We start from the raw sequence: 14,741 nt of genomic DNA, 5'->3' as shown, positions 1-14,741 counted from the left end.
ATGCCATAGGTTGGCAGGGCGCCGCCACTCGGCGTGGCAGCGTGTTGCCGGGCCCTGGCATCCTAGACGGAGCATCCGACATTGGAGGTGTGGCCGAATGGACCGCGATCAGATGCGCGCCTCGGAGAGCGACCGGCAGGTCGTCATGGAGCGCCTGCGTCAGGCGGTGGAGGAGGGCCGCCTGGACGTACCGGAGTACCAGGACCGCGTCGACGCCGCGATGCGCGCCCGCGTCTACTCCGAGCTCGACGTCCTCATCTCCGACCTCCGCCAGCTCCCGCCCCCCGGGTTCGAGGAGGCGTCGATGGAGCCGACCCGCGTGATGCGCCCCGAGTCCCTCTCGAAGGCCAACCAGCAGCTCCGCGACGGCGCCGACGAGCGCTCCAGCAAGTGGAAGATCGCGGGCGTCGCCATCGCCATCGCCGCCGCGGCCTGCCTCGTGATCTTCATCATCTCCCCGGAGCTGTTCCTCTACATCGCGATCGGCGTCCTGGTCGTCCTCGTCCTCTTCGTCGTGGCGGCCTTCTCCGGCATGTTCTGACCCCCGCCTCCCCCGCGGGTCCGGAGCCATCCGGCCCCGCAGATCCCCTTGCGCCCCAAAGCAGCGCATCGGTCACCGCGCCGTACCCCGCCACGTCCGGAATCGCTCTATAGTCCGGAATGACCCGTCCTCCGATGCCGGCACCCCCGGCAGCCGCCGCAGCCCCCTCCCCGGACGCGGAGATCGGCGCGGACCTGGTCAAGGCGGCGCTGGCGGCCCTGTGGGAGCTCGACGGCGCCCTGCCCGCGAACGTCCGCTGGCAGCAGTGGACCGACACGGAGCACTGAGGGAGGCGCGCCCGCCGCGGACATGCAAGGCGCGCATGCGAAAGGGGCGGCCGGTGCGACCGGCCGCCCCTGCGTCGTCTAGACGCGGGGTCCGGGCGGCTGCTGCGGGGGCGGGTAGGCGCCGGGCTGCTGCGGGTGCGGCGCGGGCGGGTGGCCCGGCTGCTGGAACCCCTGCTGCGGGTACCCCGGCTGGGCCGGGGCGGGCTGCTGCGGCGGGTACCCGGGCTGCCCGTACGGCTGGTAGCCGTACGCGTAGCCGGGTTGGGGCGGCGGCATCTCCTGGCGGCCTTTGGGATCGGGGCCGAAGCGGTTCTGGAACGGGTTCCCGTCGGAGCACATGTAGATCATCATGAAGACCGCGCCGACCCCGAAGGGGATGAACGCCATGAAGAACCAGGCGCCCTCGCGGCCGGTGTCGTGGAGGCGCCGGATGGTCAGCGCGAGCGCGGGCACGAACGAGGCGAGGACGTAGAGGAAGAACGGGATGATGAGCGCCACGGCCACCGGGTCGGGGACCCTCCCGTCGAGGACGAATCCGGAGAACAGCCCCAGCCCGTACAGCACCAGGAAGGCGATGAAGTGGAAGAGCGCGAACATCCAGTACTCCTGGCGCCGGGCCCGCCCGGCGAACACGGCGTACTGCTTGAACGCGTTGAGGTAGTAGTGCAAGGGGTGCGGTCCTTCCGCGTTGCGGCGCATGCGTACTGCGCATACGCCGCGATTCAGTCGTTACCAGGTCATCATAGGCGCCGGCTGCTCCGAGCTGGGGACGCAGCAGGGGCGGAGGAACCGCAGTCCCTCCGCCCCTTCGCGATCCGGTCCGCTACAGCGGTTCGACGTCGCAGTTGTTCAGGGCGCCCTGGCGCAGCACGTCGAGGGCCCGCTGGGAGACCACGAGGCTGCCGTTCGAGGACGCCCCGAAGTCGTCGGCCCCGGCGGTGCCGGTGAGCTGGAGCCACTGCCACTTGGGCAGGTCGACGGGGCCGCCCGCGAGCTCCTCGGCGTCCTCGCCGAGGACCACTTCGGCGTCGGCGAGGCGGTACCCGGACAGGCCCGCCGCGCCGATGAGGCCGGCCAGGTGCTCCGTGACGACGAAGCAGGGGGTCGACTCCAGGATCTCGTCGCCGAGCCAGTCCTGGATCACGTACTGGAGCCTGGTCACGACGGGCGGCTGCGCGTCGAGGTCCATGACCGTGTCCTCGCCGAGTTCCCCGGCGACCTCGGGCTCCAGAAGGTAGTAGCTCATTGGCGCATCCTAACTTAGGGGACGGACGGATTGAAGTTCGTGCCGAGCTTGAGGTCGACCTTCGTCGCATGGTCGAGGATCTGCTGGCGGGTGGCGTTCGGGTAGTCCTTGTAGAACTGGTTCCATTCCTTGCGGATCTGGCTCAGGTGGACTCGGCTGTTCACCTGCCCCTTGGGAATGCCGCGCAGGTTCTGGAGCGAGTGCATTTCCGCGGCGCTGAACCGGCCGGGGTAGCGGCGCAGGACCTGCTGCTCGATGGCGTGGTGGACGACCACTTTGCCTTTGAGATTGGGGTGCTGCTTGAAGAACGTGCCCTTGTAGTCGTTGTTGAGCGCGTGCCCGACTTTCGCGCGCCAGCGCGACCGGGTCGTCTTCTTCGCGGCGCTGGAGACGGTCTTCTTGACCCAGCTGCCGCCGCCTTTCCCCGTGCGGAAGAAATGCGTGTTGCTGATGAGTCCGGAGATGATCTTGGCGCCTTTGGCGGTGGTCTTCCGCGCGGCGCGGGTGCGCATCCTAACCATTGAGCACCGACTCGATGGCCATGTCGATGAGCATGTCGATGAGCTTGGAGGTGATCATCTTGAAGATGGGGATCTCCAGCAGGGACGCCCCGAACGTCGCCACGGCGGTGGCGATGGCCTGCGCGATCTGGATCGCGAGCGTCACGAGCTGGACGATCATCTGCATCTTGAGGGCGAGCACGACGCCCGCGGCGATCATGATGCCGATGCTGATGATGTTGGACGGCTCGCCGATGTCCGCGATGTTGCGGACCGCGGACTCGCCGTCCTCCCATTCGGACTTGAACGCGGCGATGTCGTCGCTGACGTTGTTGTCGATGACGGTCTTCGCGGCGGCTTCGAGCTTGTCGATCGCGCCGCCGATCTGGTCGGCGAGGTCGGTCCAGGTGTTGCCGAGGTTGAAGAGCTTCTCCTCGTCTGGCTCGGGCCAGTCGTAGCCGAGCATGCTGAGGAGGCTTCTCAGCTCGGAGGGCAGTTGCAAACCCACTGAGGGCTCCTTCGAAGGGAGGGGACACTGCGCAGTGCCCGAGGTACGGAGCGTTATGAAGGAGTTGATGCGGGCCGGTGCGGCGGCCGTTGGGAGAGAAGGGAAGAGAGAGTGAAAGGGTCAGGGGGGGATAGAGGGAGCGGGTCGGGTCGCGGCCCGGGGGGTCAGCCCCGGCCGAGCTCGGCGAGGATCGCCCGGAACAGGCGCTCGATCTCCGCGTCGTTCTCCTCGTGGGTGTCGGCGATCTGCCGCAAGTTCTCGGCGTAGTCGCCGAGGTCCTCGATGTTCGTCGTGATGCACTCGGTGATGGCCTCCATGACGGCCTGGTGGGCCAGGTCGAGCAGGCTGCCGATCATGTCGCCGCCGAACGAGTCCGCCAGTCCGTCCACAGAGGATTTGAACTGGTCGAACAGGCCCTGCACGGCCTCGGTCGCGGAGTCGAGCTGCTGCGCGCCTTCGCGGATCGAGTCGAGGTTGAGCTTGACGGCCATGTCAGGCCCCTCCCTGGAGCTTCTGCATGACCGCGCTGATCTGCGCGGTCATCTCGCGCATCTGGCGCACGCCCTGCTCCTGGATCTGGGCGACGGCGTCGCCGATCGCCTCCAGGTCCGGGGGCGGGACGTCGGCCGTCAGGGCCTCCGCGCGGGCGTCGAGTGCGGCGTTGACGACCTTGGCGATCTCGACTTCGAGGAACTCGGTGCCCTCCTTGAGGACCCGCTCTTCCAGGAAGCGGAACTTCTCGACGCGGCCGTTCGCGCCGAGGGTCACTTGAATGCGCCCGGCAGCCGCCTCGGCGGTGACGGGCTGGACCGGTTGGCCCTGCTGCTGTCTGACTTCGTCGAGCGCCGAGCGGGCTTCCGCCAGCTGCTGGGCGATCGCGTCCTCACCGAACATGCCGCCTCCGGGGGTCTCAGTGGACTCGGTGTGGCCTTCAGCATAGACCGGGCGCGCCACAAACGGGTCCCCGAGAAGTGCCGCCCTACCAGGGGATTCGACAAGCTTGTTTGCCGTGTGTCAGGAGTTCGCTTCGCCCCTGTTAGGACGGTTTCGGGCGTCCCGCATGCCCCTTTCAGGACGCGCCGCCGCGCAGCGCGGCGGTCTTCGCGGGGTCGGGGAGGTAGTCGAAGTGCTCGTCGCGGTCGCAGCGCAGCCATCCCTCGCGCACGTGCAGCCGGGCGACCTGGACGGTGGAGCGGCGCCCGCCGCCGGGGTGCGTGAAGTAGTAGAGGAACGCCTCGTCGGGGCCCTGCGTCAGGGCCATCGCGTGGTGGCCGAGCGCCTCGTCGAACGCGCGGCGGCCGGGCCCGGCCAGGAGCGGCACGGGCTGGCGGTGCCAGTGCTCCAGGTCGGTGGAGCGGTGGACGAGGAGGCCCGACCAGCCGTCGGTGACCATCCAGTAGACGCCGCCGAGCGCGAACACCGTGGGGCCCTCCTGGGCCTGGCCGGTGACGGCGGGACCCGCTGGGGCCCAGGTGAAGAGGTCGTCGGAGTCGGCAGTGTAGACATGGCTCCCGCGCCGCTCGTCCTTGAACCACATGCGCCACCGCCCGTCGGGGAGCCGGTGGACCGTCGCGTCGATGACGCGCTCGGAGTCGAGGTCGAGCGTGGACTCGTACTTCCAGGTGTCCAGGTCCTCGGAGGTGTAGTGGCGGATCTCGGCGGGGCCGGTCCAGTCCTCGCGCACCCCTTCGAGGTAGGTGACGTACATGTGCCAGCGGCCCTCGTGGCGCAGGACCTCCGGGGCCCACCAGGTGTCGCGGTTGTCGCAGTCGGGCCCGGCGGCGGTGCCGACGTAGGTCCATTCGCGACCGTCGGGGCTCGTGGCGTGGCCGATGTCGGTGCCGTGGACCCAGGCCGCGCCCGCATCGGGCTGGTTGGCGCGGCGCTGGGTGTAGAACAGGTGCCACAGGCCGGTCGCGGGGTCGTGGACGACGGTGGGGTCGGTGGGCCCGTCGAAGACCGGGTCGGTGAACAGCGGCGCAGGGGCGCGCAGGTCGTCGGGGTTCGAGGCAGGACCGGTCGTCATGGTTCCTCCGGGAGAATCGGCGGCCGCTCGGCCGGACCTGGCTGACTGCTTGAAACATAGCCAGAGAAAGCGTTTGCCGCAACCCGCTTCCGCTGCGCGGCTTGCGGCTCGCGCCGGAGTCGCCGAATCGGCTCCGCGGACCGGCGGGCCGCCGGTCCGCGGCCCGCCGGTGGGGACGGCGGCGCTCAGTAGCCGTGGCCTGCGTCCGAGGAGGCGCGCGGTGCGGCGCCTTGCAGGCGGCCCGCGAGGTCGTCGAGGATGGCCGCGGTGGCGGTCGCGCCGAAGCGGGTGGCGCCCAGGCGGTGCAGGTGCAGGAGGGCGTCGAGGGTGCGCACGCCGCCGGCGGCCTTGACCTGTACGCCGGGGGCGACGGTGCGGCGCATGAGCGCGATGTCGTGAGCGGTGGCCCCGCCGGGCGCGAACCCGGTGCTGGTCTTCACGAACGCGGCCCCCGCGGCCTCGGCGGCGAGGCACCCGGCGGTCTTCTGCTCGTCGTCGAGGTAGGCGTTCTCGAAGATCACCTTCACTGCCCGACCCTGCGCGGCGGCGACGACCGCGGCGATCTCATCGCGGACGAAGGCGGTCTCCCCGGACCTGAGGCGGCCGATGTTGACGACCATGTCCACCTCCTGCGCCCCCGCGCCGATCGACTCGGTCGTCTCGAACACCTTCGCGGCGACCGTCGAGGAGCCGTGGGGGAACCCGACGACGGTCCCCACCAGGACCCCGCTCCCGGCCAGTGCCGCCGCGGCGGCGGGGACGTCGGCCGGGCGCACGCACGCCGACGCCGTTCGGTACGCCAGCGCGGTGTCCAGGCCCGCGTCGACCTCGGCCCGGGTCAGTTCCGGCCGCAGCAGCGAGTGGTCGATCATCTTCGCCACCGCCGCCAGCGCCGGCAGGGGCCCGGTCCAGGGCTCGGTGGCGGCCGTGTCGTTCGACATGGCGGTTCTCCTCTCAGATTCAAGCTGTCTAGACAGCCTATACAACTGAGACGCCGATGTCGACCGGCCGCCGACCGAGCATGATTGACCTTCCACACACGCCGTGATCCGGAGGACTGACGCCATGGCCGCCACGCAGCCGTTGTACGAGCGCATTGAACGGCAGCTGCGCCGCCGCCTGGCAGGCGCCGAAGCGGGCGCGCCCTTCCCCTCCGAACCGCAGCTGGCGACCGAGTTCGGCGTCTCCCGGATGACGGTCCGCGCCGCCCTCGCCGGACTGGAGCGCGACGGACTGATCGAGCGCATCCCCGGCAGAGGCAGCTTCGTCCGCCGCAGCACCGCCGCCCGCCCGGTCGGCATGCTCCTCAGTTTCCACGACCAGGCCCGCGCCGAAGGCCGAACGCCGCGCTCCAGGGTCCTCGATGCGGGGCTGCGCCCTGCGACCGCCGCTGAAGCCGAGGCGCTGCGCCTCCCCCTGGACGCGCCCGTGGTCGCGATCAGCCGCATCCGCATGTTCGACGACCTCCCGGTGGCGATCGAACACGCCGTGTTCCCCGAAGCGCTCGCGCCGCTGCTGTCGGCCGATCTGGAGACCGGATCGCTCCACAGCGCGCTGCGGGACCTGGGGCACGACCCGGTCGGAGGGTCCTCGGTCCTCACCGCCCAGGTCGCCGGCAAGGACGCGCCCGCCCTCGGCATCGACCCCGAGACGCCCCTGCTGACCGAGACCCGGACCATCACCGACCATCGCGGCGTCCCGCTCGAACACACGACGAGCGCATATGTCGCCGGACGCTACGCACTGCGCGTCGACTTCACCATCACCCGGCCCGGTCCGACCGGCCGCCGCGACTGACCCGGTTCATCCGGAACCCTTGCGGGGCAGCGCTTGGTCCCCGCCCGCGCAGCGGGGATCGCCGGTCTGCGGCCGATGATCGCCGAAGGGTCCGACAGCAATCGGCCCCGGAACCACCTGTGTGCGCAAAATGCGCCCGAAAGAGTGATCCGGTACCGTTGATCGCATGGACCTCAACGCGGACCTGGGGGAAGGTTTCGGCCGCTGGGAGCTCACCGACGACACCGCGCTGCTGCGGATCGTCACGAGCGCGAACGTCGCCTGCGGCTTCCACGCCGGCGACCCGGCCACGCTCCGGCGGGTCTGCGAGCTGGCCGCCGCCGCGGGCGTGCGGATCGGGGCGCAGGTCTCCTACCGCGACCTCGCCGGGTTCGGGCGCCGCGAGATGGACGTCCCGCCCACCGAGCTCGCCGCCGAGGTCGCCTACCAGATCGGGGCGCTGCGGGTCTTCGCCGAGGCCGCCGGGTCGCACGTCGCTTACGTCAAACCCCATGGGGCCCTGTACCACCGGGCCGGCCGCGACCCGGCCCAGGCCGCGGCCGTCGCCGAAGGCGCGCGCCTCGCCGGGATCGGGCTCGTCCTGACCCAGCGGGGCGGCGAACTCGACCGCGCCGCCGCCGCGGCGGGCCTGCGGGTCGCGGGCGAGGCGTTCGCCGACCGCGGCTACCTGAGCGACGGCCGCCTGGTCCCGCGCGGCGCGCCCGGCGCGCTCCTCGCCCCGGCCGCCGCCGTGCTCCAAGCGCTCGACCTGGCCGCGCACGGCGAGGTCACCGCGGTCGACGGGACCCGCACCCCCGTTGCGGCCGAATCGATCTGCGTGCACGGCGACGGTCCCGACGCGGTCGCGGTCGCCGCAGCAATCCGGGCCGCACTGGACGAACGAGGCATCGACGTGGAGGCATTCTCGTGAGCACACCGCCCGCCGCCCACCGGCTCAGGCCCCTCCCGGCCGGGCCGAGGGGCATCCTGATCGACTGCGGCACCACAGCCGCCGCCCGCGCCTGCTACCGCTCGCTCCAGAGCCGCCGCATGTCGGGCCTCCTGGAGGCCTCCGACCTCGTCCCGGGGGCGACCACCGTCCTCGTCGACGGCGTCGACGAACCCGAGCTCCTCGCCGCCGAACTCCCCGGCTGGCCGCTCGCCGACGAGCCCGACACCGCGGGCGAAGCCGTCGAGATCCCCGTCTGCTACGACGGCCCCGACCTCGAAGCCGTTGCGGCCCTGTGGGGGGTGCGCCCCGACGACGTCGCCGACATCCACTCCGGGATCGAGTACGAGGCGGCGTTCTGCGGCTTCTCCCCCGGCTTCGCCTACCTCGAAGGGCTCCCCGAGCGCTACCGCGTGCCGCGCCGCGACAGCCCGCGCACGCGCGTCCCCGCGGGCTCGCTCGGCATCGCCGGGCCCTACACGGGCGTCTACCCGCGCACCAGCCCCGGCGGCTGGCAGCTCATCGCGACCATGACGAACCCGGGCCGCCTGTGGAACGAGCACCGCGAACCCGCGGCGCTCCTGGTCCCCGGCACCCGCGTGCGATTCGCGGCGGTGCGGGTATGAGCCACATCGAGATCCTCCGCACCGGCGTCCTCACGACCTGCCAGGACGCGGGCAGGCCCGGCTGGGGCCACCTTGCGGTGCCGCCCTCCGGCGCCGCTGACCGTCCTTCCTGGAGGCTCGCGAACCAGCTGGCGGGCAACCCGACCGGGGCATGCGCCCTGGAGACGACCTTGAACGGCTGCACGGTGAGGGCCCACCGCGACGTCACCGTCGTCGTCGGCGGCGCCCCCTGCGCGGTCACGGTCGACGGCCGCCCCGAGTCCTGGGGCCAGCCCGTGAAGCTCCAGGCCGGGTCGGTCCTCGACGCCGGGCCCGCCGAGGTCGGCGTCCGGTCCTACCTCGCGTTCTCCGGTGGCCTGCACCCGAAGTCGAGCCTCGGCTCGCACTCCACGTGCCTGCTCTCCGGGCTCGGCCCGGCCCCCCTGAAGGACGGCGACACGATCCCCCTCGGCCCGGCACCGGCCCACCCGCCGCTGCCGACCCAGTGGCCCGCACCGTGGGCGGGCATCGGCGACGAGTTCGTCATGAAGCTCCACTTGGGACCGCGACTGGAGTGGTTCCGCCCCGAGGCGGTCGCGGAGCTGACCCGCGGCGTCTGGACGGTCTCGGAGCACTCCAACCGCATCGGCCTGCGCCTGGAGGGCCCGGCCCTCGCCCGCACCGACGCGTCCCTGGAGCTCCCGAGCGAGGGCATCGCCGCGGGCGCGCTCCAGGTCCCGCCGAACGGCCAGCCGATCCTCTTCGGCGCCGACCACCCCACGACCGGCGGCTACCCGGTCATCGGCGTCGTCGGCCCCGAAGCCCAGGCCGCGGCCGCCCAGGCCCGCCCGGGCTCCCGCATCCGGTTCGTCCCGATCCCCATGCCCCACTGGAGTAAACGGGCCTGAACGCCGGCTACCAGGGCAGCGGGCCGTCGGCGCTGGTGAACGCGCCGGTCGGCCCGTCCGCCTCCAGCAGCGCCAGGTCCGCCAGGTACTCGGCCGCCTGCGCCGGGGCGAGGAGGCCGGTGTTGCCGTTGATCTCGGTGTCCACATAGCCTGGTGCGGCGGCGTTCACCGGGATGCCCTCGGCCCGCAGCTCGTTGGCGTACTGGACAGTGATCGCGTTGAGCGCGGTCTTCGACGGCGAGTACGCCGCCGACGGCAGGGCGGTGAACGGGCCCTCGGGGTCCGCGTACAGCGCCAGCGACGCCGCATGGCTCGTGAGGTTCACGATGCGGGCCCGCGGCGAGCGGCGCAGCAGCGGCAGCATCGCGTTGGTCACCGCGATCACGCCGAACACGTTGACCTCGAACACCTCCCGCACCACCGCGAGGTCGACGGCGCTGGGGACGCGGTCCACCGCATCCTGCGGCGCCGCGTTCCCCGACCCGGAGATCCCGGCGTTGTTCACGAGCACGTCGAGGCGGCCGTACCGCTCCTCGATCTCCTTGGCGGCCCGGTCGATCGACGCCTGGTCGGTGACGTCGAGCGCGACCGCGCGGGCGTCCCCGCCGTCCGCCCGGATCGCCGCCGCGGCCTGCTCGCCGCGGCCCGGGTCCCGCGACCCGACGAGCACCGTCGCGCCCCTGGCGGCGAGCCGCGCGGCGGTCGCCCGCCCGATCCCCTTGTTCGCGCCGGTGACCAGCGCGATCGTGCGCGATGCGTTGTCCGTGTTCATATTCGGTCCTCCAGTGGTTCCGGTTCCTCGCACTCATGACGTACGGGCGCCGGAACATGTGACCCCCGGACGGCAGGATGCTTCAGGAGCGAGGACGCCACCGGACCGGCCTGACGGGACCGGACTCACCGCGGGCCGGACCCAGGTCCGCTCGGCGAGACCGGGCCCGACCCGGACTTCCGTCGGACCCGGGTTCATCCGACGGGACCGGACTCAGCCCTCGTCGGTCTCCGGAGTGCGGCGCAGCAGCAGCGTTCCCCGCTCGTGGGGAAGGTGCTCGGCGGTGAAGTCGGGGTGGGCGTCGGACCAGCGGGCGGCGATGGCGCGCTCGTCGGGGCGGTCGGCGTCGTCGAGGACGACGAGGGCGTCCTTGGCGAGGCGCTCGGCGAGGACCGGCAGGGCCGGGAAGCGGGCCTGCGGCCCGGTCGGGCCGGGAGGGCCGTCCACCAGGAGGATGTCGATCTCGCTGTGCGGCACGAGGTCCGGGTCGTACCAGCGCCAGCGCTCGCCGTCGAGGTCGACGTCGGTCAGGGGCGCGTCGACGACCTTGCCCCAGCCGCCGAGGTGGCGCGCGTCGAGTTCGGCCCGGGTCTGGGCGGCGTAGTGCGGGTCGTGTTCGAGCGCGGTGACCTGCCCGGTGCCGAGTGCGCGCGCGACGAGGGCGAGGACCACGGTGGTGGTGCCGGAGCCGCATTCGAGGACGCGGGCGCCGCCGCGGGCGGTGAACTCCTCGGCGAGGAACCGCGTCAGTTCGGGTCCGGCGGCCCAGCCGCGCATGCGCGGGAGCGGTCCGGCGGGCCCGGCGAGACGGTAGAGCGCCATGAGGTCCTCGACCTGGGCGTACGAGGTGCGCGCGCTCGCCTTGAGGGCCTTGCGGTTCGCGGCCGCTTCGGCTTCGAGGGCGTCGAGGCGCCGTTCGATGCCCGTTTGGGTCTCGCGGACGCCGTCGACGGCGCCGCCGAGGCGTTTGAGCCGTTCGGTGATCTCGACGAGCAGCATCCGGTCGGACGGTCCCATGGCACGGCCCCTTTCGCGGGCATTCGGCGCATTGGCCCCACCCTAATGAAGTTCTGTTCCCTGCGCCAGCGACCACCCCCTTCGTGTTCGTGCGGTTCCCCGGTGTCAGTCGCCGAGGGCGCGGCGGAAGTCGGCGATGAGGTCCTCGGCGGCTTCGATGCCGGTGGAGAAGCGGATGAGGTCGTCGTGGATGCCTTCGGCGGCGCGCTCCTCGGGGCTCATGCCGGCGTGGCTGGTGATCGCGGGCCGGGTGATGAGGGATTCGACGCCGCCGAGGCTGGGGGCGACGTAGGGGAGGCGCAGCGCTTTGAGGATCGCTTCGGCGGCCTCGACGCCGCCTGCGGGGCGGAAGGAGAGCACGGAGCCGTAGCCGTCGAAGAGCGCGGCGGCGCGGGCGTGGTCGGGGTGGGTGTCGAGGCCGGGGTAGTTGACTTCGGCGACGGCGTTGTGGCCGTTGAGGAACTGCGCGAGTGCGAGTGCGGTGGCGCCTTGCTGGCGCACGCGCAGGGCGAGGGTCTTGAGGCCGCGGGCGAGGAGGAATCCGGCGTGGGGGTCGAGGCTGCCGCCGTAGAGGTTGAGGACGTGGCGGACGACGGCGACCTGTTCGTGCGAGCCGGTGACGACTCCGGCGACGAGGTCGGAGTGGCCGTTGAGGGCTTTGGTCGCGGAGTGGCAGACGAGGTCGAATCCGATGGCGTGGGGCCGGAAGACGACGGGTGTGGCGAAGGTGTTGTCGATGATGCTGGTGAGGCGGTGCTCGCGGCTGAACGCGGCGATGCCTTCGAGGTCGGCGACGCGGGCGAGCGGGTTGCTGATGGTCTCGACGATGAACGCCTTGGTCTGGGGCCGGAGGGCTTCGGTCCAGGCGTCGTGGTCGTCGGGGTCGACGAAGTCCACGGTCCAGCCGAGGCGCGGGGCCTGCTCGGTGAGGAAGTGGTGGGTGCCGCCGTAGAAGGCGCCCGCGGCGATGAGGTGGTCTCCGGCGCCGAGCGTGGCGAGGAGGGTGGTGGTGATGGCGGCCATGCCGGAGGCGGTGGCGAGCGCGGTCTCGGCGCCTTCGAGGGCGGCGAGTTTGCGGTGGAGGTACTCCTGGGAGGGGTTGGTGTTGAGGCGGATGTACTGGAGGTCGTCGTAGGCCTGGCCGGGGACGGTCTCGAAGACGGTGCCCTGGTAGAGGGGGTGGACGACGGATCCGCCGTGTGCGGGCCGGGGTTCGGCGGCGTGGACGGCGAGGGTCTCGAAGGCGGCGGTCTCGCTGGTGTGGCTGGTGTCGCTCATGCCGCAACGGTATGGCGGCCAGGGGCGGGCCGCATCTGTCTTTCGACCGGAATCGGGGGCCGGAATCCCTGACGTCGGTCGGGGGTGGTTCCGGACGTTCGTCTAGCGCCGTTCCTGGTCGAGGCTGGCAAGGTAGGCGTTGTACACCTCGTGGGGGTCGTCCTCCGGATGGCCCGAGGCGGCGGCGCGTTCGGCCATCCGGTCGAGGCGGCGTCCCTCCCGCTCCTCCGAGCGGGCCCACTGTCCGATGAGGACCACGATGATGATGAGGGAGGGGATTTCTCCGAAGCCCCAGGCGATCCCGCCTCCGGCGCGCTGGTCGGCGAGGAGGTCGGCGACCCAGGGGACGGCGATCTGGGTGTACCAGCCGTCGGCGATGAGCGTGGTCCCCATCATGAGGGTCACGCCGAAGATGGCGTGGAAGACGATCGACACGAAGTAGAGGAGGACCTTGGCGGGGTAGGAGAGCGGCCGGGGCTTCGGGTCGGGGCCGATGACGACCCAGAAGAAGAGGCTTCCGGCGGCGAGGAAGTGCGCGGTCATGAACAGGTGCCCGAAGTGGGACCGCATGGCCCACTCGAACATCCCGGTGAAGTACATGAGGTAGAGGCTCGTCAAATAGATGAGGAGCGCGATGAGCGGCCGCGAGATGAAGCTCGACCACTTGCTGTGGAGCGCGGCGAGGAGCCATTCGCGCGGTCCCCCGGCGCGATCGGGCTTGAGGGCGCGCAGCGCGAGGGTCACGGGCGCGGCGAGGACGAGCAGGATCGGCGCGAGCATGTTGAGCGCCATGTGCTGCACCATGTGGGCGCTGAACAGGACCATGCCGTACTTGCCGAGGCCGGTGGAGGTGGTGAGCACGATGACCGCCCAGCCGCCGATCCACAGCGCGGTGCGGTACCAGGCCCAGGTGTCGCCGCGGCGGCGCAGGCGCACGACACCGGCGATGTAGAAGCCGGTCGCGGCGAGGGCCGCGGTGCAGAACAGGACCGACGGGTACCAGTCGGTGAGGAGGCGCGCGAGCGTGATCGGCTCGGGCGTGGGGAATCCGAGGAGGGCCGTGTTCGGGTCGGGGAGCTCCTCGGCCGGGGGCGGGGTGACCGACAGGGAGGAGGCGAGGCCGAACGCGACCGCCATGAGCGCGAGCTCGACGGCGGCGAGCTGGTTGAACGCGCGGCGGCTCCCGGCCGCGACGGCGGGGAGGGTGCGGCGCCGGTGCGCCCACCCGAGGACGCCGCCGACGGCGAGGACCGCGAGCTTCGCGAGGGCGATGCGCCCGTACGCGGACGCCCACAGGTCGCTGAACGCGACGTTCGCGACGAACACGATGAGCCCGGAGGCGGCCACGGCCGGGTACGCGAACGCGGCGGCCGCGGAGTACCGGCGGGCGGCGACCGCGGGGTCCTTGCGGGCGATGAACAGCGCGAACAGGCCCCCGGCCCAGAACGCGGCGGCCACGATGTGGATGAGGAGCCCGTCGACGGCGATCTGGTGGTTGCCGTTGGACGCCGAGTGCCCGGTGAACACCGGCGGCACCGCGGCCGCGAGTGCCAGGACCGCGGCGAGGGCCGCGCCCGGGATCGTGAACGCGCGCGCCGCAGCGACGGCGGCCGCGCCCGCGAGGAGCACCGTGAGCCCGAGCGCCCGGCCCTGCTCGTACTGCGCGATGTAGGACCACAGCCCCGGAAGGGTGACGCCCGAAAGGGGCCGCGCGAACGTGTTCGCGAAGTCCACCGGGAGGCTCACGAGCGCCACGGCCGCCCACAGTCCGGAGGCCGCGGCGCCCACGCGCAGCCACCGCCACGACTGGGCCGACAGGCGCACCCGCGCGTCAGCCCTCCCGGGCAGGAAGCACGCGGCCGCGATGGTGCAGCCGACGGCGGCGAGCATCGCCAGGTCGTACGCGTACTTGAGGAGCCCGGCGGCCCACGTGACCGCGGGGTCCGCGGCCGAGAGCCCGGGGACGGCCTCGACGTCGACGGCGCCGCCGAGGTCGAGGGCGATCACCGCGGCGAGCAGCCCGGCGAGCCCCGCGGCGGCGACGGCGAGGACGCGCAGCCCCCGGCCGCGCTTCGCCGCGCGCAGCCCGCTTCGGGGACCGCCGCCGCCAACAGGTATGGTGTCGGCGGTGTTTTGGCTGGTCTCGGTCGATGCGGTCACGTAACCCAGCATGGCTGATTGTTCCAGCTCACGCCCCACCGGGTGGGGTCAGATATCTCCGGCAACTCCCCCGGCCCAACCCCGCGGGCGCCGATCCGCGCTGTCGGGGTCATAAGGCACGATCACGGGGCGCCGTCCGAAGAGCATTGCCAGTCGCAGCGACGCGGG

18 protein-coding genes are annotated in these 14,741 nt (G+C 72.0%); 6 read left to right on the top strand and 12 right to left on the bottom strand.

Translation table 11 applies throughout. The annotated features are described in order from the left end of the window. The first annotated feature begins 97 nt into the window (after positions 1-97). Complete coding sequence (locus B0I28_RS06590) at positions 98-541, top strand: DUF1707 SHOCT-like domain-containing protein (RefSeq protein WP_181245664.1); 444 nt, start codon at positions 98-100, stop codon at positions 539-541. 134 nt (positions 542-675) lie between these two features. Continuing rightward, positions 676-828: a hypothetical protein gene (locus B0I28_RS27135; RefSeq protein WP_181245663.1), complete on the top strand. Its 153-nt coding sequence runs from the start codon at positions 676-678 to the stop codon at positions 826-828. Positions 829-906: 78 nt separating this feature from the next. Here B0I28_RS27135 and B0I28_RS27615 read toward each other — a convergent pair whose 3' ends face one another. The 8 genes from B0I28_RS27615 to deoC form a co-directional block, all read right to left on the bottom strand. Further along, a complete protein-coding gene (locus B0I28_RS27615) occupies positions 907-1,497 on the bottom strand; it encodes a DUF805 domain-containing protein (RefSeq protein WP_219926599.1) in 591 nt (196 codons plus the stop codon). Between the two features lie 154 nt (positions 1,498-1,651). Further along, positions 1,652-2,074, bottom strand: coding sequence for a hypothetical protein (locus B0I28_RS06580; protein ID WP_106362996.1), 423 nt, complete (start codon positions 2,072-2,074; stop codon positions 1,652-1,654). 14 nt (positions 2,075-2,088) lie between these two features. Then, positions 2,089-2,586, bottom strand: a complete 498-nt coding sequence (locus tag B0I28_RS06575; protein WP_106362995.1) for a hypothetical protein — start codon at positions 2,584-2,586, stop codon at positions 2,089-2,091. Position 2,587: 1 nt separating this feature from the next. Further along, the gene (locus B0I28_RS06570) at positions 2,588-3,082 is read right to left on the bottom strand and encodes a WXG100-like domain-containing protein (protein ID WP_106362994.1); all 495 of its coding nucleotides are present in this window, start codon (positions 3,080-3,082) and stop codon (positions 2,588-2,590) included. Positions 3,083-3,246: 164 nt separating this feature from the next. Further along, the gene (locus B0I28_RS06565; RefSeq protein WP_106362993.1) at positions 3,247-3,573 is read right to left on the bottom strand and encodes a WXG100 family type VII secretion target; all 327 of its coding nucleotides are present in this window, start codon (positions 3,571-3,573) and stop codon (positions 3,247-3,249) included. A 1-nt stretch (position 3,574) separates the two neighbouring features. Further along, on the bottom strand, positions 3,575-4,036 hold the full coding sequence (locus B0I28_RS06560; protein ID WP_146147988.1) for a hypothetical protein: 462 nt from the start codon (positions 4,034-4,036) through the stop codon (positions 3,575-3,577). Positions 4,037-4,151: 115 nt separating this feature from the next. Continuing rightward, entirely contained in the window at positions 4,152-5,108 is a 957-nt protein-coding gene (locus tag B0I28_RS06555; RefSeq protein ID WP_106362991.1) for a family 43 glycosylhydrolase, read from the bottom strand. 185 nt (positions 5,109-5,293) lie between these two features. After that, positions 5,294-6,049 carry a deoxyribose-phosphate aldolase gene (gene deoC, locus B0I28_RS06550; protein ID WP_106362990.1) on the bottom strand — a complete coding sequence of 252 codons (756 nt, stop codon included), beginning with the start codon at positions 6,047-6,049 and terminating at the stop codon, positions 5,294-5,296. 124 nt (positions 6,050-6,173) lie between these two features. On the opposite strand from deoC, the gene B0I28_RS06545 reads away from it, so the two are divergent. From B0I28_RS06545 to B0I28_RS06530, 4 genes are all read left to right on the top strand, one after another. Then, a complete protein-coding gene (locus tag B0I28_RS06545) occupies positions 6,174-6,905 on the top strand; it encodes a GntR family transcriptional regulator (protein WP_106362989.1) in 732 nt (243 codons plus the stop codon). A gap of 166 nt (positions 6,906-7,071) precedes the next feature. Continuing rightward, entirely contained in the window at positions 7,072-7,815 is a 744-nt protein-coding gene (locus B0I28_RS06540) for a LamB/YcsF family protein (protein WP_106362988.1), read from the top strand. Next, positions 7,812-8,459, top strand: a complete 648-nt coding sequence (locus B0I28_RS06535; protein ID WP_106362987.1) for a 5-oxoprolinase subunit B family protein — start codon at positions 7,812-7,814, stop codon at positions 8,457-8,459. The genes B0I28_RS06540 and B0I28_RS06535 overlap by 4 nt, the downstream gene beginning before the upstream one ends. Beyond that, on the top strand, positions 8,456-9,346 hold the full coding sequence (locus B0I28_RS06530) for a 5-oxoprolinase subunit C family protein (protein ID WP_106362986.1): 891 nt from the start codon (positions 8,456-8,458) through the stop codon (positions 9,344-9,346). The genes B0I28_RS06535 and B0I28_RS06530 overlap by 4 nt, the downstream gene beginning before the upstream one ends. Positions 9,347-9,353: 7 nt before the next feature. On the opposite strand, the gene B0I28_RS06525 is transcribed toward B0I28_RS06530, so the two are convergent. The 4 genes from B0I28_RS06525 to B0I28_RS06510 form a co-directional block, all read right to left on the bottom strand. Further along, entirely contained in the window at positions 9,354-10,118 is a 765-nt protein-coding gene (locus B0I28_RS06525) for an SDR family NAD(P)-dependent oxidoreductase (protein ID WP_106362985.1), read from the bottom strand. Positions 10,119-10,331: 213 nt separating this feature from the next. Next, entirely contained in the window at positions 10,332-11,135 is an 804-nt protein-coding gene (locus tag B0I28_RS06520) for a class I SAM-dependent methyltransferase (RefSeq protein ID WP_106362984.1), read from the bottom strand. Positions 11,136-11,240: 105 nt separating this feature from the next. Continuing rightward, positions 11,241-12,413, bottom strand: coding sequence for a trans-sulfuration enzyme family protein (locus tag B0I28_RS06515; RefSeq protein WP_106362983.1), 1,173 nt, complete (start codon positions 12,411-12,413; stop codon positions 11,241-11,243). Positions 12,414-12,515: 102 nt separating this feature from the next. Beyond that, a complete protein-coding gene (locus B0I28_RS06510) occupies positions 12,516-14,573 on the bottom strand; it encodes a bifunctional copper resistance protein CopD/cytochrome c oxidase assembly protein (RefSeq protein ID WP_146147987.1) in 2,058 nt (685 codons plus the stop codon). Positions 14,574-14,741 lie beyond the last annotated feature (168 nt).

The sequence above is a fragment of the Glycomyces artemisiae genome, from assembly GCF_003002955.1.
GTDB classification, from domain to species: domain Bacteria; phylum Actinomycetota; class Actinomycetes; order Mycobacteriales; family Micromonosporaceae; genus Glycomyces; species Glycomyces artemisiae.
The sequence above is the reverse complement of the archived record's forward strand: the minus strand, read 5'-3'. Positions and strand labels throughout refer to the sequence as shown.